The 21,748-nt window shown below is 57.1% G+C and carries 35 protein-coding genes and 2 tRNA genes; 19 read left to right on the top strand and 18 right to left on the bottom strand.

Annotation, left to right across the window (positions count from 1 at the left end; translation table 11 throughout):
* Window positions 1-116: 116 nt before the first annotated feature.
* The 15 genes from AC1RMF_RS22865 to AC1RMF_RS22795 form a co-directional block, all read right to left on the bottom strand.
* On the bottom strand, window positions 117-1,445 hold the full coding sequence (locus tag AC1RMF_RS22865; protein WP_493144542.1) for a terminase large subunit domain-containing protein: 1,329 nt from the start codon (window positions 1,443-1,445) through the stop codon (window positions 117-119).
* A complete protein-coding gene (locus AC1RMF_RS22860; protein ID WP_493144541.1) occupies window positions 1,442-1,975 on the bottom strand; it encodes a DUF3486 family protein in 534 nt (177 codons plus the stop codon). The genes AC1RMF_RS22865 and AC1RMF_RS22860 overlap by 4 nt, the downstream gene beginning before the upstream one ends.
* Before the next feature lie 4 nt (window positions 1,976-1,979).
* Complete coding sequence (locus tag AC1RMF_RS22855) at window positions 1,980-2,300, bottom strand: hypothetical protein (protein WP_493144539.1); 321 nt, start codon at window positions 2,298-2,300, stop codon at window positions 1,980-1,982.
* A gap of 2 nt (window positions 2,301-2,302) precedes the next feature.
* The gene (locus tag AC1RMF_RS22850; protein WP_493144537.1) at window positions 2,303-2,650 is read right to left on the bottom strand and encodes a hypothetical protein; all 348 of its coding nucleotides are present in this window, start codon (window positions 2,648-2,650) and stop codon (window positions 2,303-2,305) included.
* A gap of 13 nt (window positions 2,651-2,663) precedes the next feature.
* Window positions 2,664-2,975, bottom strand: a complete 312-nt coding sequence (locus AC1RMF_RS22845) for a hypothetical protein (protein WP_493144535.1) — start codon at window positions 2,973-2,975, stop codon at window positions 2,664-2,666.
* Window positions 2,972-3,730: a hypothetical protein gene (locus AC1RMF_RS22840; protein ID WP_493144533.1), complete on the bottom strand. Its 759-nt coding sequence runs from the start codon at window positions 3,728-3,730 to the stop codon at window positions 2,972-2,974. The genes AC1RMF_RS22845 and AC1RMF_RS22840 overlap by 4 nt, the downstream gene beginning before the upstream one ends.
* 246 nt (window positions 3,731-3,976) lie before the next feature.
* Entirely contained in the window at window positions 3,977-4,474 is a 498-nt protein-coding gene (locus AC1RMF_RS22835; protein WP_493144532.1) for a hypothetical protein, read from the bottom strand.
* A complete protein-coding gene (locus AC1RMF_RS22830; protein ID WP_493144530.1) occupies window positions 4,471-5,427 on the bottom strand; it encodes a hypothetical protein in 957 nt (318 codons plus the stop codon). Before AC1RMF_RS22830 ends, AC1RMF_RS22835 begins: the two co-directional genes overlap by 4 nt.
* Window positions 5,414-5,782 (bottom strand): cupin domain-containing protein, encoded by a 369-nt coding sequence (locus tag AC1RMF_RS22825; protein WP_493144528.1) that lies wholly within the window; start codon window positions 5,780-5,782, stop codon window positions 5,414-5,416. The genes AC1RMF_RS22830 and AC1RMF_RS22825 overlap by 14 nt, the downstream gene beginning before the upstream one ends.
* A 426-nt stretch (window positions 5,783-6,208) precedes the next feature.
* Window positions 6,209-6,727: a phage tail fiber protein gene (locus AC1RMF_RS22820; protein ID WP_493144526.1), complete on the bottom strand. Its 519-nt coding sequence runs from the start codon at window positions 6,725-6,727 to the stop codon at window positions 6,209-6,211.
* Window positions 6,724-7,347 carry a hypothetical protein gene (locus AC1RMF_RS22815; RefSeq protein ID WP_493144525.1) on the bottom strand — a complete coding sequence of 208 codons (624 nt, stop codon included), beginning with the start codon at window positions 7,345-7,347 and terminating at the stop codon, window positions 6,724-6,726. Before AC1RMF_RS22815 ends, AC1RMF_RS22820 begins: the two co-directional genes overlap by 4 nt.
* Window positions 7,344-7,559: a hypothetical protein gene (locus AC1RMF_RS22810; RefSeq protein ID WP_493144524.1), complete on the bottom strand. Its 216-nt coding sequence runs from the start codon at window positions 7,557-7,559 to the stop codon at window positions 7,344-7,346. Before AC1RMF_RS22810 ends, AC1RMF_RS22815 begins: the two co-directional genes overlap by 4 nt.
* A gap of 304 nt (window positions 7,560-7,863) precedes the next feature.
* Window positions 7,864-8,529, bottom strand: coding sequence for an N-acetylmuramoyl-L-alanine amidase (locus AC1RMF_RS22805; RefSeq protein WP_493144523.1), 666 nt, complete (start codon window positions 8,527-8,529; stop codon window positions 7,864-7,866).
* 79 nt (window positions 8,530-8,608) lie between these two features.
* Window positions 8,609-9,061 carry a hypothetical protein gene (locus AC1RMF_RS22800; RefSeq protein WP_493144522.1) on the bottom strand — a complete coding sequence of 151 codons (453 nt, stop codon included), beginning with the start codon at window positions 9,059-9,061 and terminating at the stop codon, window positions 8,609-8,611.
* Window positions 9,061-9,813: an XRE family transcriptional regulator gene (locus AC1RMF_RS22795; protein ID WP_493144521.1), complete on the bottom strand. Its 753-nt coding sequence runs from the start codon at window positions 9,811-9,813 to the stop codon at window positions 9,061-9,063. The genes AC1RMF_RS22800 and AC1RMF_RS22795 overlap by 1 nt, the downstream gene beginning before the upstream one ends.
* Before the next feature lie 132 nt (window positions 9,814-9,945).
* Between AC1RMF_RS22795 and AC1RMF_RS22790 the strand changes: the two genes are divergently transcribed.
* The 18 genes from AC1RMF_RS22790 (at window position 9,946) to AC1RMF_RS22705 (ending at window position 19,745) form a co-directional block, all read left to right on the top strand.
* Complete coding sequence (locus AC1RMF_RS22790; RefSeq protein WP_493144520.1) at window positions 9,946-10,281, top strand: helix-turn-helix domain-containing protein; 336 nt, start codon at window positions 9,946-9,948, stop codon at window positions 10,279-10,281.
* Window positions 10,278-12,407, top strand: coding sequence for a Mu transposase C-terminal domain-containing protein (locus AC1RMF_RS22785; RefSeq protein ID WP_493144518.1), 2,130 nt, complete (start codon window positions 10,278-10,280; stop codon window positions 12,405-12,407). Before AC1RMF_RS22790 ends, AC1RMF_RS22785 begins: the two co-directional genes overlap by 4 nt.
* Window positions 12,408-12,483: 76 nt before the next feature.
* Window positions 12,484-13,230, top strand: coding sequence for an AAA family ATPase (locus AC1RMF_RS22780; protein WP_493144517.1), 747 nt, complete (start codon window positions 12,484-12,486; stop codon window positions 13,228-13,230).
* A 35-nt stretch (window positions 13,231-13,265) separates the two neighbouring features.
* Window positions 13,266-13,859, top strand: coding sequence for a hypothetical protein (locus AC1RMF_RS22775; protein ID WP_493144516.1), 594 nt, complete (start codon window positions 13,266-13,268; stop codon window positions 13,857-13,859).
* Window positions 13,846-14,208 carry a helix-turn-helix domain-containing protein gene (locus AC1RMF_RS22770; protein WP_493144515.1) on the top strand — a complete coding sequence of 121 codons (363 nt, stop codon included), beginning with the start codon at window positions 13,846-13,848 and terminating at the stop codon, window positions 14,206-14,208. Before AC1RMF_RS22775 ends, AC1RMF_RS22770 begins: the two co-directional genes overlap by 14 nt.
* Window positions 14,209-14,335: 127 nt before the next feature.
* Complete coding sequence (locus AC1RMF_RS22765) at window positions 14,336-14,590, top strand: hypothetical protein (RefSeq protein WP_493144514.1); 255 nt, start codon at window positions 14,336-14,338, stop codon at window positions 14,588-14,590.
* Window positions 14,587-14,829, top strand: coding sequence for a winged helix-turn-helix domain-containing protein (locus AC1RMF_RS22760; RefSeq protein ID WP_493144512.1), 243 nt, complete (start codon window positions 14,587-14,589; stop codon window positions 14,827-14,829). The genes AC1RMF_RS22765 and AC1RMF_RS22760 overlap by 4 nt, the downstream gene beginning before the upstream one ends.
* Window positions 14,826-15,062 (top strand): hypothetical protein, encoded by a 237-nt coding sequence (locus AC1RMF_RS22755; protein ID WP_493144510.1) that lies wholly within the window; start codon window positions 14,826-14,828, stop codon window positions 15,060-15,062. Before AC1RMF_RS22760 ends, AC1RMF_RS22755 begins: the two co-directional genes overlap by 4 nt.
* Before the next feature lie 12 nt (window positions 15,063-15,074).
* Window positions 15,075-15,419, top strand: a complete 345-nt coding sequence (locus AC1RMF_RS22750; protein WP_493144508.1) for a hypothetical protein — start codon at window positions 15,075-15,077, stop codon at window positions 15,417-15,419.
* Window positions 15,420-15,430: 11 nt separating this feature from the next.
* Window positions 15,431-16,000, top strand: coding sequence for a hypothetical protein (locus AC1RMF_RS22745; protein ID WP_493144507.1), 570 nt, complete (start codon window positions 15,431-15,433; stop codon window positions 15,998-16,000).
* A 211-nt stretch (window positions 16,001-16,211) separates the two neighbouring features.
* Window positions 16,212-16,394, top strand: a complete 183-nt coding sequence (locus tag AC1RMF_RS22740) for a hypothetical protein (RefSeq protein WP_493144505.1) — start codon at window positions 16,212-16,214, stop codon at window positions 16,392-16,394.
* Between the two features lie 9 nt (window positions 16,395-16,403).
* The gene (locus tag AC1RMF_RS22735) at window positions 16,404-16,802 is read left to right on the top strand and encodes a hypothetical protein (protein ID WP_493144503.1); all 399 of its coding nucleotides are present in this window, start codon (window positions 16,404-16,406) and stop codon (window positions 16,800-16,802) included.
* Window positions 16,803-17,195: 393 nt separating this feature from the next.
* Entirely contained in the window at window positions 17,196-17,897 is a 702-nt protein-coding gene (locus tag AC1RMF_RS22730; RefSeq protein ID WP_493144501.1) for a DUF2786 domain-containing protein, read from the top strand.
* Window positions 17,894-18,112: a hypothetical protein gene (locus AC1RMF_RS22725; protein ID WP_493144500.1), complete on the top strand. Its 219-nt coding sequence runs from the start codon at window positions 17,894-17,896 to the stop codon at window positions 18,110-18,112. The genes AC1RMF_RS22730 and AC1RMF_RS22725 overlap by 4 nt, the downstream gene beginning before the upstream one ends.
* On the top strand, window positions 18,109-18,396 hold the full coding sequence (locus AC1RMF_RS22720; RefSeq protein ID WP_493144499.1) for a hypothetical protein: 288 nt from the start codon (window positions 18,109-18,111) through the stop codon (window positions 18,394-18,396). The genes AC1RMF_RS22725 and AC1RMF_RS22720 overlap by 4 nt, the downstream gene beginning before the upstream one ends.
* 283 nt (window positions 18,397-18,679) lie before the next feature.
* Window positions 18,680-18,874 carry a hypothetical protein gene (locus tag AC1RMF_RS22715; RefSeq protein WP_493144497.1) on the top strand — a complete coding sequence of 65 codons (195 nt, stop codon included), beginning with the start codon at window positions 18,680-18,682 and terminating at the stop codon, window positions 18,872-18,874.
* Window positions 18,871-19,308 carry a gp16 family protein gene (locus AC1RMF_RS22710; RefSeq protein ID WP_493144495.1) on the top strand — a complete coding sequence of 146 codons (438 nt, stop codon included), beginning with the start codon at window positions 18,871-18,873 and terminating at the stop codon, window positions 19,306-19,308. Before AC1RMF_RS22715 ends, AC1RMF_RS22710 begins: the two co-directional genes overlap by 4 nt.
* Complete coding sequence (locus AC1RMF_RS22705; RefSeq protein WP_493144493.1) at window positions 19,305-19,745, top strand: Mor transcription activator family protein; 441 nt, start codon at window positions 19,305-19,307, stop codon at window positions 19,743-19,745. Before AC1RMF_RS22710 ends, AC1RMF_RS22705 begins: the two co-directional genes overlap by 4 nt.
* Window positions 19,746-20,356: 611 nt before the next feature.
* On the opposite strand, the gene AC1RMF_RS22700 is transcribed toward AC1RMF_RS22705, so the two are convergent.
* Together AC1RMF_RS22700 and AC1RMF_RS22695 are read right to left on the bottom strand one after the other, a co-directional pair.
* Window positions 20,357-20,432 (bottom strand) — tRNA-Arg (locus tag AC1RMF_RS22700).
* Window positions 20,433-20,461: 29 nt separating this feature from the next.
* Window positions 20,462-20,527, bottom strand: a tRNA-Arg gene (locus tag AC1RMF_RS22695).
* A gap of 90 nt (window positions 20,528-20,617) precedes the next feature.
* On the opposite strand from AC1RMF_RS22695, the gene AC1RMF_RS22690 reads away from it, so the two are divergent.
* The gene (locus AC1RMF_RS22690; RefSeq protein WP_342619576.1) at window positions 20,618-21,154 is read left to right on the top strand and encodes a c-type cytochrome; all 537 of its coding nucleotides are present in this window, start codon (window positions 20,618-20,620) and stop codon (window positions 21,152-21,154) included.
* Between the two features lie 30 nt (window positions 21,155-21,184).
* On the opposite strand, the gene AC1RMF_RS22685 is transcribed toward AC1RMF_RS22690, so the two are convergent.
* Window positions 21,185-21,739 carry a DUF2946 family protein gene (locus tag AC1RMF_RS22685; protein WP_493144490.1) on the bottom strand — a complete coding sequence of 185 codons (555 nt, stop codon included), beginning with the start codon at window positions 21,737-21,739 and terminating at the stop codon, window positions 21,185-21,187.
* Window positions 21,740-21,748 lie beyond the last annotated feature (9 nt).

Raw genomic sequence — 21,748 nt, 5'->3', positions numbered from 1 at the left:
CAAAATCGAAATGGAGGGCTTTCGTCCCCCTTTAAAAACGGCGCAAAGGGTCGGGTTGGTACCTTGGGTGCCATCTGGGCAGAAAAACGCCCGTACGGGATCGACTTTTGGGCCGGTCATGTCAGATATCCCGACAGCTGGCTGGAAACCGGGCGGGTTGCCGGGTTGGATCTGCTGGCTACATGCACCGGCCCCAGGTTGCCGTGGGCAGCATTGCAGGCCAGCGCCTTTGCCCAAAAGCGGTCGGCGTGGCCGTTGGCATCGCTGTCGGCATCAAAGCGGGGGGAGCCAGTCGGGCCGGTGATCTTGCGCACTTTGTGCAGATCGGAGCGCAACTTATCGTCGGCCATAGGAATGCGGCTACGTCTGTCTTCGAAGCTGGCCTTGATCAGTGTGGCAAGGGTCAGCTTGTTGGAACCGGTAAACAGCACGCCTTCAACCCGGTTCTGGCCATACCGCCGTTTTGCGTCCTCGACTGGCTTCTCACCCATGCCGGTCTGGTCCATGCAGTAGCGCATGACCCGGTAACGTCGGTCGACATCATCCTGCAGCGCATCCTGTTCGGCAAAGCTGATGCGTTTCTTCACAATGGTTTCGCGGTTCCACAATACGTCGCCCACCAGCTCATCCACCCAGATCACAAAGTTGTCCGAGCGGGCAGCAATGTCAACGCCCACAAAGCACGGACCACCGGTGTAATGCTCAGGGATGCCAGCGTGATCGTGCTCAACGCTGTTGATCAGGTCGTAACTCAGCCAGGCGCTGGCTTCATCAAGCCACTCCAGCAAGAATTCTTGATTCCATGCATCCTCATCCATCAAGGCTGCGCGCAGTTCCTCGGCGTTGCGGGGCAGGCCCTCACGGATGGCCTGGTGGATATCCACCACGTGCTGGCTCCAGATCTTGTCTGAGCTGGTAGCCAGGTCATAGAACTTGTTGCCTTTGCCGTTGGGCGTGCTGGTCACCCGCAGCTTCCAGCCTGCCGATATCACAGGGAACAGCGCCGTCCAGATCTTGCGGCTGTCTTTGTGAAAGGCAAATTCGTCCAGGAACACATTTGCCGAGAAGCCGCGAGCTGTGTCGGGGTTGGCAGGAAGGGCGGTGATCTTGTTGCCGCCCGGATAGATCAACTGCAGGGCGCGACGGCGAATGCCGCTGTCTTCATCGTAGAAATCAGCGTCTTCACGCGCCACCTTGAGCGCAGCACCATATGCGGCGTTGTGCCGCATGATGCCTTCTTCCATCGCTTCTTGCGCCTGGCGTTCACCCCGGCTCAATATCACCCAGGGAGCGCGACTCTTGAGGATCTCGGCCTCATGCACATCGTCCACGATCTCCAGCGTCGTAGTGAAGGTTTTACCGGTCTGGCGGGCAAAGCGGCCCAGCTTGAACCGGCTCTTGTCCTTGAGCCAGCGCGTTTGATAGGGATAGAGAATGCCGCTCACAGCACCCCTTCATATACAGAGCGCACTTTTTCCAGCATAGCCATCGCAACATCGCGGGTCTCGCCCTTCATGGCTTTGGCCTCGGCTTCAACCGCCTTGAGCCGCTCGGTCGCTTTGGTACGAACTTCAATCTGCCACTTCTTTTGGCTGATGGAGCTGCGCGCCAGATCTGCAATGCTCTTGGTCAACTTGGGTAGGCTGACCGATGCCGGATCCACATCCAGCTCCACCAGAATCCCAAAGAGCTTGTCCTGGGTCAGCCGGATCAGCGCCTCGTTCATCGCGCCTTCGTCATCCGGGCTAGCTGCCACCACGGCCTTGGCCTGTTCCGTGCTGGCTTTGAGCTGGGCCATACGCTCTTCGAACTTGGAGCCGTACCTGTGCAAGCTGCTCTTTGACAGATCAGCCCCTTTTTTCTGCAGATCGGCGGCCAGCTGGACGTAGTCTGCAAAGCCGCGTTTGAGCAGCTCGCCATCGAGCCAGGCCTTGAGCTCAGGCGGCAGTGTTTCGACCTTGCTGCGCTTTGGCATAGCCTTACCCTTGCGTAATGATGGGGCGTGAGATGCCGGGCTCACATGGAAGCGTGTACTCCACCACGTCGATGCCATAGCGGGTCAGTTCCACCATCCAGCGGTCAATCGGATCCTTGGCGATCTTCACCAGATCGCGCTCTTCCAGGTAGTCGAGCTCGCGGCGAATCTCCAGCTCGGTGGAGTCCGGATACACCGACTGGATGATCGGCAGCAGGCTGCTGGTGTACATCCCTTGGGGGCGCGACAGATTGACGCTAGCAAGCAGATGCCAGCGCATGGCGCCGCGACGGACCTGTGCAATTTGGATTGGGTTGATACTCATATTTACTCCGCGCTGCGACCGACAACAAACGCACGCTCCACGCGCAGTGCCATGTTGTCAATCTTGGTTTCAATGGTTCCGATTGCTCGGATGAAGTCCTCGCGGCGTACATAGTCGCGTGGTAGTTCTGCCTTGAACTGCAGCAGCTCACGCTCCAGGCGCTGCGTTGTCTCCTGCTCACGGGCAATGGAACCGTTGACGCTACTGAGGCTGTCCGCAAGAGCTTTGAAGCGGGTTTCAATAGCCTTTTCTTGTTGCACTACGATCACTTTGACCAGCACCCAGAGCGCGGCAATAAATGCGGAGGCCAATGCGGCCAGGTTGAAGATATTCAATTCAATAGTCGGCACAAACCACTCCCTGTTAAAAATTCTGTACTGGTAAAACTGAAATGCGCGTGAGCTTCCTGCCGCTTGAGAGCGTGGCTACGCACTTGAACTGGTAGACAACGGGTGCCAGGCGCCCAGCAAAGGACTGCAGCACCTCATATGTAAGGTTGATGATCTGGGGTGTGCCTACAAGAGAGAGGGCAGGCGACGCATCAATACCGGTATTTACCTTGACGGTCAGCTGCACGCTCAGAATCGTTTCCCCTACCTCTATTTCTTTGGCATAGGGAAACCGAAGCACGATCTGCTCGGTAAGGTCGATTGCAGCCAATAGGGTTGGGTTCACAGGATCTCCATATCAGCGGCTGTGAAATTGCGGCGGCGATCCACAGCGGTCCAGCTCCTGCAGGTGTCTGTCGCAGACCAGTTGCGACGTACATCTTTAGCGCTGCGAGAGTGTTTGAGCACATTCATCAAGGGCTGCACGGACAACGTGGCGGCAGCGGCATCGATCGATGCGCCACTTGCTGACAACTGCACGGGGCCCGCAAGCGCAGCGGCAGAGGACGCACTGGAGAGGGCGGAGGCGTTCAGGTTAACAACCAGGCTGATTGACCCACCAGCAGCAGCTTGCTCCAATGCCGATGCGCTCAGGGCCACCTGGAGCCACAAGGTTGTGCCGGCACTCGCCTGGGCCAGAGCTGCAGCGCCCAGGGGCTTGCCAACAGCCAAGGCGGAAGACGCCTGCGCATTGGCGATTGCAGCAGCTGCCAATGCGGTCGCACCGCCCAGGCCAGCGGTAGCCAAAGCCTGCGCAATGGCTGCGGCAGACAGGTTCACCGCAAGAGATAGGGTGGCGCTGGAAGTATCAGAAGACGCAGCATTGGCAGCAAGATTTACCGTAGACCCACCTGCGCCAGTACTCAGGCTTGCAGTGGCCGTGTCAGAGGACTGAGCTGCGGCAGCCAGGTTCTCAGTTTGGGCCAGGCCAGCGGTTGCTGCATCCGACGACTGGGCTGCAGCAGCCAGGCTTATGCCCAATGCCATTGATGCCGTGGCACTAGCCGAAGCGAGCGCAGCCGCACTAAAGTTGATAGTCAAGGCAACTTGACCGGTTGCTAATGCCTGCGCGGTCGCAGATGCGGCCAAAGGGACAGTATGGGTCACGCCAGCTGTCGCGCTATCAACACTGAGCGCAGAGGCGATAAGGGAAATTCCATTCAACAGTGCGGCTGTCGCAGTGTCCTGCGACAACGCAGCTGCGGCAAGATTCACACCGCCACCACTAACTACCGGATTTGGATCGCCAGATGCAATTGATCCGAATGACGCACTACCGAAGCTCATTTACACCTCCGGCCAGCCTGCGCTGAAGTCGTAGCTGTTCACATCCGCAAACGTGGACAGGGCCTTGATGGCGTCACGGTGCTTGCCCGATGTACCTGAAATCGTTGCCTCAAGCACTGAAAAGACAGACGCATTGCTGTCCACCTTGGTGACCAGATCGGCAAGAGAGACGCCACGCGCTGCCGCCTCTGCAGTGAGCAATGGGCATGCAGCCTGGTTGTTGACCGCGTAGGCCTGTGCTTCAGCCAACTTGATCGGCCAAGATGCCATCTCGCCAGGGCTGACAGTCTTGATTGCTTTGTCACGCAGAAACTTTGCGCGCGCCTCAACCTCTGCGCAGCGGTATGCTTTTGCATCATCTAGGCTGTAGGCGTCAATGATGGCCTGCACTGCGCTGTCATCGCTGGACACCATGACGCCGTTTTCTTCACGCAGCACCAGCCCTGCCTGTTGAATGCGCTGATGAAGGCCAGCACCCTTTTCGGTGTAGTTGATCATGGAGTTACCTTCAATCCAACCCAAAGACTCGCGAGAGCGGAAACTCCGTTGTCGAGCATTGCTGCACCGGTCATATTTGCCACGGCAGGAAGCCCAGTTGCATAGCTCTTGCCTGTGATCGACATGCCCGCCGAATAGCCGTAGCTGCTCTTTCTACCGAAGGGTGTAGGTCCAAAAGACAGATTTCCAAGCCCTGCGCCTAAGAGGGTAGGCGTACTGTCGAAGATCAGCCCGATTGCATACCAGCCTGGCGTAATGTGAATTGGTGTGAAGGCCGTGTCCGTCTTTGCGCCGGTCGTCCCCATCGTCGTGATAGTTGTAAAGTCAAGAATCTTTGTTCCTGGCAAACCATCTTGTCCGATGTTGTACAGAGCCCACTTCATATTGCCGGCGCTTCCCGTAGCAACTGAAATCTGTGCTCCGCCCAGCGTTCCGCCAATGTCCAATCGATATGCAGCGTAATACTCTGTATTGGCTGCAACCGCCCCACCTGACCCGTTGCCAGTTTGGTAGCCATGCCCTGAAAGCGGATAGTCTCTCCAAACACTATCCCCAGCTATTGCTGACTGTTGCCCTGGCCTTGAGGGCATAAACGATTCCGCCAGAGGAGCAATGCGAATACGCACGTTTCCGCTTGTCGGTGTCGACCCAAACTGCAACGCGCTCGGACTTTGGTCTGCATAGGTGGTACCGTTCCATGTCTCCTGTGGCTTTGAACGGGTGAGCACGTTGGAAGCGAACGATCCAACCCCAATCTCTACTAGACCTGCTACCACATCCTCCATGGTGTACCGCACAACCGTAGCACTCGCGCCAAATACGTTGGTTGCAGTAGGTAACGCTACAGTCCGGCCGGGGGTTGATGGCGTGTAGGCCACGCAAGTCACGGCACCATCACCGGAAGTTCCAGCGATGGAAGTGGTCGTCATTTCGACGAAATTAGCTGACCGCATGTTCCAACTCCGTCAGTCGATCAAGCCATTCCATTGGGATGCCGTCGCGTGCCTTGTCGGGGTGGATGTCCTCATTTTCATGCTCGCAGCGCACCACAGTTCCCGACTCCAGCGACCAGACGCCGTGCAGTGCATGAGCAGGCACCATCGCCTTTTCGCCAGCGCGCAGAATCAGCTCCTTACCTTCCAACAGAACACGCGCACTGCCGCTGGTGCAGTGCGACCAATGATCAAACGTGTGCCGATGTGGGCGGGCATAGGCACCTGGATGGTCGAAGCTCATTTCGACAATCACCTTGCCGACCTCAATCCAGATCGAGGTCAGCGGGCCATCTTCATGGGTGCGGTATTTCATTTATGGTCGTAGCTCTCTTGTGGACTGATACTGAAAACGTCTTCTCGCCAGCGGAGGCATCCGCCATCAAACAAACAGGTCTCCAGGAACTCAGCGCACCAGAAGCGCGCTGGATCCTGCCAATGGGCACGCCAGGGAACTCCTAACGCACCCCAGTAGTCGTAACCGGCCCCTTTCTTCTGCCTGGCTGATTCGTACGCCAGCTCTGGATAGGGGCACTCGATCTGTACCACCGTGTGGTACGGGCAGCGTTCTTTCCAGGCCTCGAAAGGCGTTGGTTGGACGCCATACCAGATACGCGCTTCGTAGACTTCATTGCCTACGATGAGCCCGCAGTGGTTCCAATCAGCATTGCGTGTAGCCAGTCGCCCAAGCGCGCTCAAGGGGTCTCGGTTTGCGCTATAGACGGCTGACACATAGGGCATGTCAGTTGTCGATCTGATTGGTGAGCGATCCTGCAGGGAAGCTCACGGTATCCCCGCTATTGATGGTCTTGCTCACCGTCAACGCGGTGCATACAAGCAGATTGCCACCGCTTAGCGCATCCATCAGACCAATGTACGTAACAGTGCCCCAACCTGCAGAGGGCGTCGCAAAGTTGATCGCCACGTTATTGCTGGTGGTTCCACCGGTACCGGAACTTGCTGCAGTGCTTCCCGCCGACTGCGTACCTGCCCAGTTGGTCAGGCTGGTGGCCAGGCCGGGTCGGGCATAGCTGCCGCCGCTCACCTCGGTGCCGATTGCCGAGTCGCTGCAGGCGCTTGTGAACAGCGCTACATAGATGGTGGTAGGGGCCGTGTATGCCTGACCCCGGAAAACAAAATCCGTGAGCTTGTTTTCCAGGTAGTCGCTCAGAGCGCCAGCGTGAGCCGCAGGGGTAATGGTGCAGATGACGGACAGCGCCAGCAGGGCGATGGCGGACAACCGTTTAAAGAGGCTTTTCATTGGGGTTTACCTTTCAGGAAATCAATCAGGTGTTGGTGACGGAGTCGGTCTTCGGCGCAGCTTTTGGCATTGACGGATTGGTTGTCCCAGGCGTCTTGGAGGGTGAGGCCGGATGGAGCAGCACAGGCGCCTGTGGAGGTATCAGCAGATCCGCAGGCACCGGCGGGGACGTCTGCACCTGCGAGGGCTGAGTTCCACATCCAGACAGCGCCATCGCTAAGCACAGGGCTAGCAGCATCAGCATTGCCAGTACCAACTTCTTTGGTGGGTTGATTGCCTGGAGCAGCATCTGCTTGACCGTTGACCGTGATGGCACCAGCATTTGGGCAAACAGTGCTGCCGCCAACAATAAGAGGAACGCGATTGCGAAGATCATGGAAATTCCTTTCAAGGTCGGAGTAATTGGTTTTCAGCGCGTCTCTGTCTTGCTCAAGGCCAGCGACGGCATCGTTGCCGCGTATGACCTCAGCATCGAATTTCTCCTGCGCCTTCAATGCAGACTTAGCCTGCTTTGCCTGCCAAGCGTTGTCTCTGTTGTGGTCACCCCACCAATAACTGCCACCAGCCAAAGCCAGCAGAAGCACAACGCCCGCAATGAACTTCACCAGGATCAGATTCATTGGCTCACCTTTGATGGGTTGACCGTGATGGCCGTGGAAGAGATAAACCGCAGGGCGGCATTGCCCACAGGCAGAGCGAATGCCAGCCAGGCGTACAAGCCACCTGGCAGTACGTCCTTCAACACGTTGAGCTGGGATTCAGCCGCAGCCAACATCAGCACGATCAGGTTGAACAGCAGCGTCTTGCTGCGATACCAGGGCTTGCAGCTCATTTGCGCCCCCTGCCGGATCTAAAGGCGCGATGGCGAGACACATTGCGCTTCTTGCGCGCAACGCGCTGTGCATGGCGGTTTGTCCATCCGAACCCGGCGCGCCGCTGGCGTCCACCCCAAGATCCCAGACCACTACCAACCATTGCCCGCAGTTTGGTTTGAGGTTGCTGAGTCGGTTTCTGCGCCTTTTTCGCAACGGCCTTTTGCGTGTCCATAGACAAGCCTGGTGCATCAAACGCCTGCACGTTTGGAAGCGAACCAATACCGGCAGCCAGGCCAAGCGCGCTGATCAATACTGCGGCTCTCATGCGGCACCTGTGAAAATGTTCTTTGTGTCGGGTGTCATGGCCGTGCTGACCCAATCCGCGACGTTGAATCCGGGGCACGTCTTGAGCCATTCAAACGGCTCAATGAGGCCGTCGCCACTCTTGTCGGGACTCAGATCGCGGTGACCGCACACGCCACCGAAGACGGTGTAACCGCCTGCGTACTGCGCGCCGTAGACACGCTTTGGCGCCACCAAGGGGATGCCGTATTCGGCCAGCAGCATGGCAACGATTTTGCTCAGGCTTACCCACTGTGCTGGGGTGTATTGCCCATCGCGCTCGGCGCCGCCCACCATGCAGATGCCAACCGAATTCGCATTGAAATTCATGGCATGTGCACCCACTTCTTCCAGGCCGCGCCCGGTGCACACGTCGCCATTGAGGTCAATGACGTAGTGGTAACCGATAGACGGCAGGTTGCTACTCAGCGCCTTGACGGCTTCAGGATTGCGATGGAATCCGCGTGCGGCATGCCACTGATCAATGACCTGAGCCGCACTGAGGTAACCAGGCTGACCAGGGGCACCCTGGCGCAGAGGTTTTCCGCTGGGTGTTGCGGAACAATGGATGACGACCAGATTCACCGCACGACGTGCAGGCTTTTGAGAGGTCGCTTGTAGGGTGGTGTTTGTGGTGGAGTCCATGCCCTGAATTCTTCAGGGCATGGAGGGTGGCGCGCAGTGTGACGTGCGTCACACTAACCACCAAATCGACGGAGAAAAATTAGTTCTGTCGGCGCGTGAATGCCACTATTTTGCCGTCTCTCGCATGCACGTAATAGAACGTCGACCGATAGGTCTCCACCACACCGGTATTAGAAACCGTTTCGGTCTCATAGGCTAAGCCATCCGTGCAGGCTTCAAAACGTTCTAGTGACATGCCGACGCGGATTTTGCCGAAGTCTTTTCCACAGGTTTTCTTTTGAGCGGCTACATCTGCCTTTTCCTGCTCCTGCACTGTCTGAGGCCCACCTGGAGGGCAAGGTATCTCTTCATACCTGGTTGCACCGTTTTGTTGGTAGCTGCGCGTGCACACCAACGGGCGATCAAGCGCCTTGCAAGGCACCTGTACAAACATCAATTTGCCATCGACCTTTTTGGTCTCTTCGCACATTTCTCCCGCCAATGCCACCGACGTTGATGCAGCAAGCAGGCACAAAACCAATAATTTTTCCATCATCTTTCCCCACCAATCCAGATTACACGACCTGATACATGAAGCGCCTCTGCGGCTTCTGCTGATAGCTGTTGCGCCTCATAGCGTGGGTTATCCGACATGATGGTCACACCACCATCAAACCGTCTTTGCAGGCGTTTGCAATACAGGTCGTTGTCGCGTTCGATCAGGTAGATGCCGTCTGAAGCGACGCGGCCTATTCCCCGATCAATCAACAAGATGTCGCCATCGCGCACAGTTGGTTCCATTGAGTCACCGCGAGCGGTCACGACAGATAGGGTATTGGGGTTGAGTCCTTTGCGCGATATCCAAGAGCGTTTGAATGCGAAGCTCCCGATGACGCTTTCATCGTTCACATGTTCACCATTGCCTGCGCTGGCCCTTACGCCATAACCGGGGACCATCACCAGGTCAGCAGAGCCACCGTGTGCAAACGGTTTTCCATCTGGTTGGACCGTCTTCTCGTAGATGTCACCACAAAGCAGCCAGGCTGGATTGCATTCGGTGACTCTGCCAATCCGCATCAGCTCTAGGGAGTCGGGGAGCGTTTCTCCACGCTCAAATTTTCCGATCGTATTGGCGTGCACGCCAATCATTTCCGCCAGCGTCTTCTGAGACAAAAGGCCTCGCGCTTCTTTGATTCTCAGACCGACCTGCACTCCAAGAATCCCACTGAACACCTGAGCCTTCCCTTGGTCGGATGTAGGAGGGTCCTCATTGGAGGGTGGCTTTGTAACTTTTTCTGTGTTCATTGCTCCAATTCTCGCGCAGGTTAGGTGTTGGTCAACCTGTTTTTATGTACATCGCGTGTAAATCCTTACCACCGGTGGTGTCAAGCACTTAAAAAGTTTCACGTTGTTTGCCATAGACACTTAAATGTGTTTATGATTGCAGCCATGAACACACAAACGAGTGTCAATCAACCGGACATGCACCCTGCGGATGTAGTTGCTGCACTCCGCAAGAGGGGTCTGTCACTCCGTCGTATTGGTCTTGCACATGGATACCGTCAAATTCAGAACGTTTTGGTGCGTCCGTGGTGGGTGGTTGAACAGCTGGTGGCTCAAGCCCTGGAGGTTCCGCCCCAGCAAATCTGGCCATCCCGTTATGCACCAGGCGTCAATCGTGACCATGCGAAGGCGCTGACCAGGAACAAGGTTGCGTTGGAGTGCGCCAAGCGGCCACCAAAGAAGAAATCTAAAGCGAGGGCCGCATCATGACGTGGGCCACCGCCAAGCAACTTGCCGGTCTTCCGGGCTTTCCCTCCAGTGAATACCGTGCACAAGAGGCTGCGAAACGTTTTGGCATTCCTACACGACCACGTTCCGGACGTGGTGGCGGGCTTGAATATTCCGTAGAGGCTTTGCCACCAGCAGCGCGCATGGAGTGGGCTGCACGGCTTGCTGCTGCCAATGACGACGCTGCGCCCAAGGGCTCAATTGCCACCCTCGCTCAATCCAGAGCCAACTCAACACGGGATGCCGCCTTAGTCACCGGCTGGCGTAAGGACCGACAAGACGCTATCGCCCGTGTGCTGATCGTGTTTCAGCGGTTCTGGCAAGGCTTCGGTGGGCAAGTCACACCAGCCCTTCACGCCTTTTGCGCCCAATGGAATGCATCCAAGTTGGAAGTTGACGCGGGCCTGCGCCAGCAGTTCCCGGTGTTGACTTTCAGCACCACACGGTCTTGGTACGTTGGCGTCCAGGAGCGCGGCCTGTCAGCCATCACCCCACGCGAGCATGCTCGCAAAGGTCGCTACGCGGCGCTTGCCGGGGAAGTCGGTACAGCAGTGCTGGCAATGCTGGTGCAGCAGCCACACCTGTCAGCTCAAGCGCTTTATGAGGCGCTTGAAACCCAGTTTTCAGACCTTCCCAGCACCAGGGCATTCCGTCGCGCACTGGCCTACTGGAAACAGCAGAACGCCCAGCTCTTCGAAGCGGCCATCAATCCGGACGGCTGGCGCAACAAATTCATGTCGGCAGCGGGCAGCTACAGCGAAGGCATTACCCGCCCCAATCAGAAGTGGGAAATGGACAGCACGGTGGGAGACATCATGCTGGCCGACAACTGCCGCCATCACATCGTGGGCGTCATCGATGTGTACACGCGCCGTCGCCTTTTCATCATCACGCGCACCAGCCGGGCCAACGCCATCATGAGCCTGATTCGCATGGCGATTCAACTGTGGGGCGTGCCCGAGTCGATCAAGACCGACAACGGCGCTGACTACGTGGCCCAGGTGTTGGAGACGGCCTTGCTCGGCCTGGCAATCGATCACCCATTGTGCGCACCATTCAGTCCGCACCAAAAGCCACACATTGAGCGCGCCATCGGCTCATTGATGCATCAGCTTTTTGAGCTGCTGGACGGCTTCATAGGTCACAGCGTTGCCGACCGCAAAGGCATTGAATCACGCAAGGGTTTTGCCGAGCGCATCCTGAAAGACAAGACCTTCACGGTCGATATGCGTCTGACCCCTGAGCAGGTGCAAGACCAGCTCAACACGTTCTGCACCCGCATGGACAGCAAGCCACGCGACTACCTGGGCGGCAAGTCACCACTGCAGATGTCAAAGGGCTTTGCTGCCAAGACCATCAGCGAACGCGCCTTGGACGTATTGCTTGCCCCCAGTGCCGAGTCCGGTCTGCGCACCATCGGCAAGAAGGGTATCAAGATCGCTGGCGGCTTCTACAACCATGCGCACCTCGGCGGCATGGAGGGCACACAGGTGCAGGTCAAGGTGGACGATTCCAACCTGGGCCGCTGCTGGGTGTTCGATATGGATGGTCAGTTTGTCTGCGAGGCCCTGGACTACCAGCGTCTGGGTATCAACAGCGCGGAGGTCGCTGCAGAGCGTCGCCAGCACCAAGCTAACGTAATTCGGGCGCAAAAGCGCGAGCTGCGCGATGCCAAGAAGAGCTTCGATACACGCGCTGCGGTGGCAAGCATCAATCGCACACGCACCGAAGAGGCGGTCGCAGCTGCTCCCAACGTGGTGCCAATCCAGAGCGCAGCCTCAGCTGCTCCCGTAGAGCACACCAGCGTGTCGATCGCGTCCATTGATGCAGCAGCTGCACCGGTCATTGATCAGGCACAAGTGGACGCTGCGCAGGCTGCATTGATTGAGCGCCTGGCAGCACCGGCAGAGGTCCGCCCCATCGCTGAAACACCGCAGACGCGCTATGCGCGATGGCTCAAGTTGCAGGAGCGTGTGCAGCGCAGTGAGGCCCTTGGTGCTGATGAAGGCAATTGGTTTGAGGGGTACGCGCAAGGGTCCGAGTGGGCCTCCATGCAGCGCTACTTCGATGCTTTTGGTTTGACGGCTGACGAAGTGTTGACCGGCTGACCAAAAAGGAACGCCCAGCTGCTGTAGGAGGCGGGCTGGGCGGTGTTTAGGTAAACGAAAAAGAGGATTTGAGTATATGACAAAGAAAATGGCAACCGCAAGCGGGGGTGGCGTCATTGCCCCCACCAGCAACATTAGCCTGGTGCACACGCTGATGGAGCAGCTCACAGGCCGCGCTGCTGGCCTACCTGGTATTGGAGTCTTCTACGGACGTTCCGGACTGGGAAAAAGCTTTGGTGCTTCGTACGCGAGCCATCCAGCGGGCCCCAACGGAATCTATGTCAGCTGCCGCAGCTTTGAGACCAAGAAAAGCTTTGCAGAGCAGGTTTGCAAATCCATTGGTATCACCGCCAAGGGCAATATTCCCGACATCGTGGACGCGATCGTGGAGGTGCTGTCCATCGGTGGCCGACCACTCATTGTGGATGAGGTGGACTACATCGTGGAGAGCCGCACCCTGGAGCTGATCCGCGACATACATGACGCCAGCGGCGCTGCGATCCTGCTGATTGGTGAAGAGAACCTGCCCGGCAAGCTCAAACGCCATGAACGGTTCGACAACCGTGTGTTGACCTGGCAGCCCGCCGCAGTCTGCAACAGCAGCGATTTTGACCTGCTGGCAAAGCAGTATGCCGGTGACATTCAGGTATCGGTGGAGCTCAAGAAGCGCGTTCTGGCAGAGACCAATGGCGTTACCCGACGCGTGGTGGTCAACCTCGAGAACATCAAGCGCTGGTGCGATCGCAATGGCGTCAAGGTAGCACCAGCTGATTGTGATGTCGCTCTGTACACAGGCCGTGCGCCTGGAAGGGCAGGTCTGTAATGGCAAGAAAACCCATTCACCTCGAGGTGACTGGCATGCTCACGCCACGCGACCGCATGTGGGCCTTCATCCGCAAGGCGCGCAAGGTCACCTGCCAGCAACTACAGGAGGGCGTTGGAAGCCCACACCTGAACCTGGAGACCATTCAGGATTACCTGCTGGCGCTCTGCCGCGCTGGATACCTGGAGCAGCTCAACAAGCAGGGACATGACGCTCGCGTACGTTTTGACGAGGTGCACTTCAAACTGGTCAAAGACAGCATTGAGGCACCTCGCATAAACAAGGAAGGCGGCAAGGTCACCCAGGGCGTCGTCACGCTGGCTATGTGGCGCGCTATGAAGGCTCTCAAAGAGTTTGACTACCGGGACATTCAGCGCGCAGGCAGCCTGGGCGATGTGTTGCAAATTTCGGCACAAACGGCCAAGAGCTACGTTGTATTGCTGGCACGCGCCGGCTATTTCAAGACGGTGCGTGCTGCAAAGCCTGGTATGCCTGCGCGCTATCGAATGGTCCGCGATACAGGTCATCACGCGCCTGCCATTACACGCCGCAAGTGCGTATTTGATCGCAATACCGGTGCTTTCACCTGGCAGCAATCTGAACAGGAGGTATGCGATGGCCTCCAGTAAGACACCCGTGGCCAAGGCCCTGCCGGACGATGCGCTCAATGCCCTCATTGAGCTCAAACAGCATTCCACCCAGGCCGACATCGCCCGCCGCATTGGCGTGAGCGAAGGAACCATATCGAACGCGCTCAAAGGCCGCTACATCGGAAACGTGGATGCCCTTGCTGAGCGCATCCGTGGTGAGCTGCTGAACCAGACGGTCGCCTGTCCCATCTTGGGCGAGATCACCTCGCGCATGTGCCAGGACGAACGCAAGAAGCCCTTCCACACAGCCAACCCTGTGCGTGTGCAGCTCTACCGCGCATGCAAAACCTGCCCCCATAACCAAACGAATAAAGGAGGCCAGTCATGAGCAAGTTGGCTTGGATTAAACGCAGGGCGCGTCGCCTGCAGAACTTCTACAACGTCTCGCGCCGGGTTGCCGTGTTCGACGCATGGCGAGACTGGATTGATTTCACTGGAGCAAGGGGGGTACGGTCATGAGCCAGCGTTCCTGCTACGAACTTGGCGTCTGCCAAGGAAAGAACCCTCCCTGCAAGGGATGCGACTGGAAAGCCTTTGCGCCAGGAACCATAGAAGGTCCGTTCAAACGCAACCTGAGACTTTCGCGGGTGAGCCGCTTCGGCAAGGCCGTTCTGGTTATCGCAGCGGTGGTGCTTGCACTTGCCAGCGTGTCGATGGTGACCGGCTTCACTGCGGGCTACTTCACCAACCTGCCTGGAGTTTTCAAATGAGCTATCCAGGCTACTTTAAACAGTCAATTCTGTGGTACCTGATGAAAAAGGGAACGGCAACATCCGCTGAATTGGCCCGTCTGATAGGCAGGCCGCGTGCATGCATCCGCGAACCACTCAATTCAATGAAGAAGGCGGGATTGGTAGCGCCTGCAAAAGTTGCCGCTGGCTTCGGACTGACAAAGGTTGGCATTGAGGCTGCGCTAACTGTCGACAAGCGAGAGGTGGAGCACGCATGAGCCACCCACGTTTCACGATTGAGGAAATGCAGGCCTTGACTACCCAGGTCGGCGAGATCGCGACGGCTTCAGGCAATCACGAACTCGCACTGAGCGCTCTGCTGAGCGCGTATTGCACTGTCGCGATGGCACATCCGTGTTGCCACCAGGAATGCGCCAATCAGGCCTTCCGCCTGTCCATGCTGCTCGCGGCCAAGGCCGCAGAAGTTCCTGCCAATACCCCCATCCACTGAACGGAGCCTTCCATGATGCAAATCACTGCTGCCCAGGTGCTTACCGAACTGTCTCACCACATCGGAAAAGAAACGGGCATCCATGTCCGCGACATTGTTTCGCGCATTACCGGTCAGCAGGTTGTCAACGAGCCGATGGAGCGCAAGGTGCGCCAGATCGTTGCCGAGCTGCGCATGGAAGGCAACCACATCTGCGCTCACCCTGCGAACGGCTACTACATGGCAGCCAGTCCTGAAGAGCTCAACGACACATGCGAGTTTCTGTACGAGCGCGCCATGACAAGCCTGACTCAGATCAGCCGCATGAAACAGATCAGCTTGCCCGATCTGCGTGGGCAACTGCACCTGCCCACCTAAACCACTTTTAAATGGAGATTTTTATGACAACAGCATCCCTGGCCGATATCCAGAAACGTGCCGAGGCCCTGAGCAAGACACGTGACACGTTGAGCGGCCTTTTCAAGACGTTGCAGGATGGTATCGACATCGTTCGCAATGCCCAACTGCCCGAGATCAAGCGCGTCGCTCGCCAAATAACCAAGCAGCATACCGAGCTGCAGGATCTGATTCGGGCTAACCCAGAATTGTTTTCCAAGCCACGTACCCATGTGGTCGATGGCTTGAAATTCGGCATGCAAAAGAAGGTTGGCACCCTCAGTTGGGAAGATGACGCCAAGCTTTGCGCCCGCATCCACGGCCTGGTGTCTGCCGATGTGCTGACTGCTGACCAGGTCGACCTGTTGATCACCGTTACCGAAAAGCCGGTGGCAAAGGCCCTTGAAAAGCTCGACGGGAAGGTGCTCAAGCGCCTTGGCGTCACGATCGGAACCGATACCGATGAGCCCATTATCAAGAGCGTTGACAGCGACGTCGAAAAGGCCGTCAACGCGGTGATTAAGGACGCCACCAAAGACGCGAACGCCGAGGTGCAGCCGTGAGCACCATTCAGGCAACAAAGATCGGCATGGGATTTATGTCGGCAAATCAGCGTCCATCCTGCAAGAACTGCGCTCACGTCGAAGAGCGCCGTGAGGACCGCATGCCACCGTTTGACACCGTGCGCTGGCACTGCAAAAAGGGCGGCTTCCTTGTGTCTGCGATGGCCGTCTGCTCAAACCACCAGCCATTGTCACGGGAAGGAGCCAAGTCATGAAGTCGTTTGAACAGCTAGCACGTGAGGCTTTTGAAGCCCATGTGGCCGAGATGAAACGCCAGGGCGCCTTCATCGGAGTGTTTCGGGAACCCAGCTGGGCCGAGTTGCCCCCTGAGTTTCAGCATGGTTGGATCGCTGCGACCAAGCACCTGTGGTCTCTTTTCACCAACATCCACTAGGGAGACCGCATGATTCAAATATCCCAGGTGGACTATGACCGACTCGAACGCAAGGCGGAAGAGCGTGATCGCCTTGACACGCTGATTAACAACCCGCAGACCGCAGAGTTCCTAACGGCCGTCCAGGCCGAAGCCGCCCATCAACGTATTCGTTGGGGCGATGCACATGATCGCGGCAAGAGCGCAGAGAACTGGTTCTGGCTGGTCGGCTACCTTGCCGGAAAGTGCTTGCGCGCATGCATCACTGGTGATAAGCACAAGGCCTTGCATCACACCATCAGCAGCGCAGCTGCTCTGGCTAATTGGTACGAAGCCATCAAACGCGATGAGACCGGCGTATGCATCGGAAAAGATGCAGATATCGAACCGGTGGAGATTGCTCGGTTTAAGGACGGGTCTCAACCATGAGCGCCAATACCAAGCACTACGCGCCTCCGGCTATGACTCCCGTTCGCAAAGGCGCAACTGATGCACTCAGGGTGCCCAGCCTTTTCACCAACAAGCCCTACACACCGCCTAAGGCGTGGTGTGTAGGGCTCCATAAATATACGGGGACCGCCAAATGAGCACAGCAAGGCACGTCATCGAACTGAAAAAACCATGCCAACTGCAGCTAAACAACAGCGGGGCTTGGAAGACAGTTATCAGATTCGATGCTGACGATCAGGAATGCGCTGACAAGGTAGTTGAGTCCGCCGAATTCCTTTCGACTGTCGACAAGTCTGCCCGGTTTCGAGTTGCTTCATGTGATCCGCTTCCAGTCGTACTGGTCTATATCGAAAAAGGTGAATGGAGGAAGGTATGACGCGCGACCAAGCAATTGCCAAGATCAAGAAGTGTCTGGCCCTGGCAAAGTGCGCTGGCACCCATGAAGCCGCAGCCGCCATGCGCCAGGCACAGAAGCTGATGGCTGAGCATGCAGTCGGCGAACAGGACATGACGCTCATCGACGTGAATGAGGTTCGTGCAAGAGCTGTATCGACCGCAGCGAACCTGTGGGAGATACGCCTGGTGAACCTGGTAGTTGACGCCTTCGGTTGCGAACACTTCGCCAGCATCAAGGGGCGCTACAACGAAGCCGGAAACTATGTCCGCACGCGGGAGTATGTGTTTATCGGCACCAATGCCGCGCCCGCAGTTGCGGCCTACGCCTATGAAGTGCTGTCACGCCAGTGCGCCAAGGCTCGACTGGAACACATCCGCAAGCAACCCAAGAACTGCAAGCCCATCACCAAGACCACTCGGGGCGATGAGTTTGCAAAGGGTTGGGTGTTCGGAGTGCGCCAGTTGGTGCAGCGCTTCGCCACCGGCGACCAGGATAAACCGCTGCTGCTTTCCTACATGCAGTCCAAGTATCCCGACCTCGGAAAGGACACCGTTAGGGACACTGGCGCAGGCAAGAGAACCGACTACGGCCACAACCTGGCTGGAATGACTGCCGCGAAGTCCGCCCAACTGAATCACGGTGTTGGTGGCATCGCACAACGGGAGCTGCTGACATGAGCAATAAATCCCACGATAGCTTCGGAAGTGCATTTTCTGAGATTGACGAATACCTACGTCGACCATTAATTGACAGGACTGTGGCTATTGAACTGGCCGCTATCCGCCAGGAGATCCAAATGCTGCGTGAGTCAGTCACGCCACGGCACTCGGTTATTTTGACTGGACCGGAAGTTGAACGCACGTTTGCCGCGCTGAAGGGATGGACTTCATGAGCCGTCCCGTGAAAAACGTCCCCATGTGCGTTGTCAATATTGGCTTCAGCTGCGAGCTGCTCATGCCAGCTGACAAGGGAATGAAGTTGGTAGCGCTGCTGCAGGAGAGTCTGCTGGTTAAGACCGACTACGGTTCCGGCTCTAGTTCATTACGCACCAGGTACATCCCCGGCGAAGTTCCAGAAGTGAACTTCACGTCTGTCAGGGCTGACCAGGTCGTGATGCCAGAGGTCACCAGCACACCACGTCAGCGCAAGGGCCCATTGCTGCTTGGGAGCGATTGATGCCTTTCTATCGCTTTAACGGAATGATGGTGCATATGCGGGGTACCAAAATGCCCAAGCCCTGTGCTGCCAAGGTTGGCATTGATGGCAAGCAGCAGCTTTGCCTGGAGATGAGCGCGTACTTGTGTGATGGTCCTGACGGTGGAGGTCACACCTGCGATCGCCCGTTGTGCGCAGCTCATGCCTTCGAAGTGGGTAAGAACCGGCACTACTGCCCGGACTGCCGCCTTACCCATGTTGATGAACCCGCCCAACGCGGTCTCTTTACTTCCCTGGTGCAGTCATGAGCAGCAAGCGCCGTATCCGTCGAAATGCCTGCAAAGGCAAGGTGCGTCACCTGGACGAACAGGGCGCACAGATTGCGATCCACAAGCTGGTGCGGCGCATGGAGGGACGCATTGGTTTCATGCAAGCCTATCGGTGCCAATTTTGCAGCGGGTGGCACATTGGGCACGCCAAGAAAGCGAGCTGGAAATGAGCAAGTTAGCACGTGATCACCGCAATAGTGACCTGGCAAAAATCCACGTCGCAAAGAAGCAGCTCGGCCTCACTGATGCCGACTACCGGGCCATGCTTTGGACACAAGGCCGTGTCACCAGCTCAAGCGAGCTGGATCATGTTGGCCGCCAGCGGGTTTTGGACCACCTAAAGGCATGCGGTTTCAAGCCTGTTGCAAGTGACAAGACCAAGCGTCCGTCCAGGCCAACGCCAGCACCTGAGAAAGTCAAACTGGTGCGCAAAATCCGCGCTCAGCTCATCAGCCTGGATAGGCTACCCGACACCTATGCCGATGGGATTGCAAGTCAGATGTTTGGCCTGCAGTTCTACGAGTGGGCGACCTGCGAGCAGCTCCAAAAGATAAGCGCTGCGCTCACATATCAGCAGAACAAGAACGGAGCAGCAACGCGATGAGCGTACGCCGCCATGTCATGCCGCCACGCGAGCAGTACTCCCTTTTTGACACGACGCTGCCGCTGCGCGACGTGGAAGAAGTCGACTCGCTCCCGGCCAGCGCCAAAGAGCTGATAGAGGTCATGGGCCTGGAGGCGACCATCGACCTGGTCAAGACGTTCGGCGGCGATGATCTGAAGATTCCCGAAGTGGTCAATGGCACATCCAGGATGTGGGAGATCTTGGTTGAAACGGTGGGCCCAGAGGCGGCTGAAAAGTTGGTGAAACGTTACGCTGGAACCCCGGTTTACATCCCGGTCTGCCGCATGGCACTATTGGCCCACCGCGACCGTGAAATTGCCCGCCGATTTGATGCTGGAGAGGCCTTTGACCTGCTGCGCCGGGAGTTCAAATTGACTCGCCGCCACCTGTATCGGGTGCTGAAAAAGCCGCTTTGAATTGGCCTTAAAACTGGGTTTATAACCCCTGATTTCACCCCATCAAAAGCCCCTGAAAAGGGGCTTTTTTTCGTCCAAAACGTGGAAGTTACGTGGATGGTCTGCCTAAAAACTGAGCAAAATGCGTGGGAGTTTGAGAATCATGCAGTTATTTACAGACCCAAATTTCCCTTTGTAGATCAACACGTTAAGAAACTCCTACGCTCGCTGTCAAACTCCCACGCAGTCGTGGAAGTTCGCTGGGTGAGTCCCACCTGCCGACTGCCGGCCAGTTTGGCCTGTGGTGCCTGAAAAGCCTTTATTGACGCGGGTTTACGTGCGCTTCAGAGGGGCGGACGGGTTGTGGAGCCCGACGCGCCAAAACGGCCTAGGAGACGCGATTGGCCCGATGTCCATGCGTCCGGTGCTACGATGGCCCAAAATGCCTCAGAGGGCCGATTTGCCCCGCAACCCCTTGATTTCATTGGCCCCGGCCCGTTTTGTCCCGGCTCATCCCGCCCCTTCCCGGATGTTCAGTCCCATGCGTCCGGTCACAAATCTGCTGTTCGACTATTGGCCACCACCAGAAATTCTTGCTCATGTGAGCACCGACTCTGCGGTTTCCCCTCTGGTGGTGCGGCTGGCGGGGATCGAACCCACGACCCTTGGCTTCGGAGGCCAATACTCTATCCACTGAGCTACAGCCGCACTTCGGAAAACAGACCAATACTCACTTTTGCGGCTGAACCCCCGATGACCATAGGCTTCGGAGGCCAATACTCTATCCACTGAGCTACAGCCGCAACTCGCAGCCGACATTGTAGGTGTATTCACGCAAGCACCCCGCTATAATCCAGCCTTCATTCTGAAGCCGCACCCACTCCGAGGATTTTATGAGCGACACCAGTAACGTTAACGGCCACGATGAGGCACACACTGGCCCCATCACCAATCCCAAGCAGTTGCTGGTGGCGGTGGGTTTTTCCTTCATCATCCCCGTGTTCATCATCATTGGACTGGTGTACTTCGTCACTTCCGGCAACAAGCCGGCCGCTGGCTCGGTTGACCTGGAACGTGCGGTGGCAGAGCGCATTCAGAAAGTTGGTATGGTCGAGATCCGCGATGCCAACCGTGCCCCACGTACAGGCGAACAGGTGTTCAAGGCCCAGTGCTATGCCTGCCATTTGACTGGTGCTGCTGGCTCTCCCAAGTTTGGTGATGCCAGCGCATGGGGTCCTCGTATCAAGAATGGTTTTGACGCACTGTGGAACTCTGCCTTGAAGGGCAAGGGCAACATGGGTCCACAAGGCGGTGGCGACTTGTCCGACTTCGAAGTGGCACGCGGTGTGGTTTACATGGCCAACGCAGGCGGCGCCAAGTTTGAAGAACCCAAGCCGCCAGCGGCCGCTGCGTCCGAGCCTGCCAAGTAAGCACGCGCTCGCACCTTTAGAAAAGCCGGTTCAGTCAACCGGCTTTTTTGTTGTCTGTCGGATTTGCGGGCTGCAGACATAGCCATACCGTCCCTCCAATTCGGAACGGTTCACTTCCTTGATCGTCCACAGTTGCTGCTCAATGGCATCTGCCGCATTCGCCACGTCCTGGGTATGTACCAAGCCGAAGCCCACATCTGTTTCGCAGTAGAGCCAACCTCGCTCGTCTACCAGGCACTGCTTCAAATTGGCCAGACTGCCGTCATGTGCGGTTATTTGATGATGGTCTGATATACGCCATATCCAGGGTGTGGCTTCCAGCTCCACATACACGCGCTGCGGTCCATTCTGAAAGAACTGTTGACCCTCATTGTCTGCGGCGTAGTTGCGCTGTATGAACTCAATCAGTTTGGTGTGCTGCAGCAGGCTTCCTTTCGCACCCGGTACGCCACTGGCAAAGCCACCTTGCGCCTGCGCTCTGTCGTCTCGCATGTACCAATTGCCGCGCGCGTCCAGCCCGAGCCATCCATAGCAATGGGGCACGTTGGGCCATTTCAGCATGGCCTGTTTGACGATGTCATCCATAGCAATCCT

Source organism: Rhodoferax sp. GW822-FHT04A08 (genome assembly GCF_058801025.1).
This window is presented reverse-complemented; position numbering and strand designations above follow the sequence as displayed.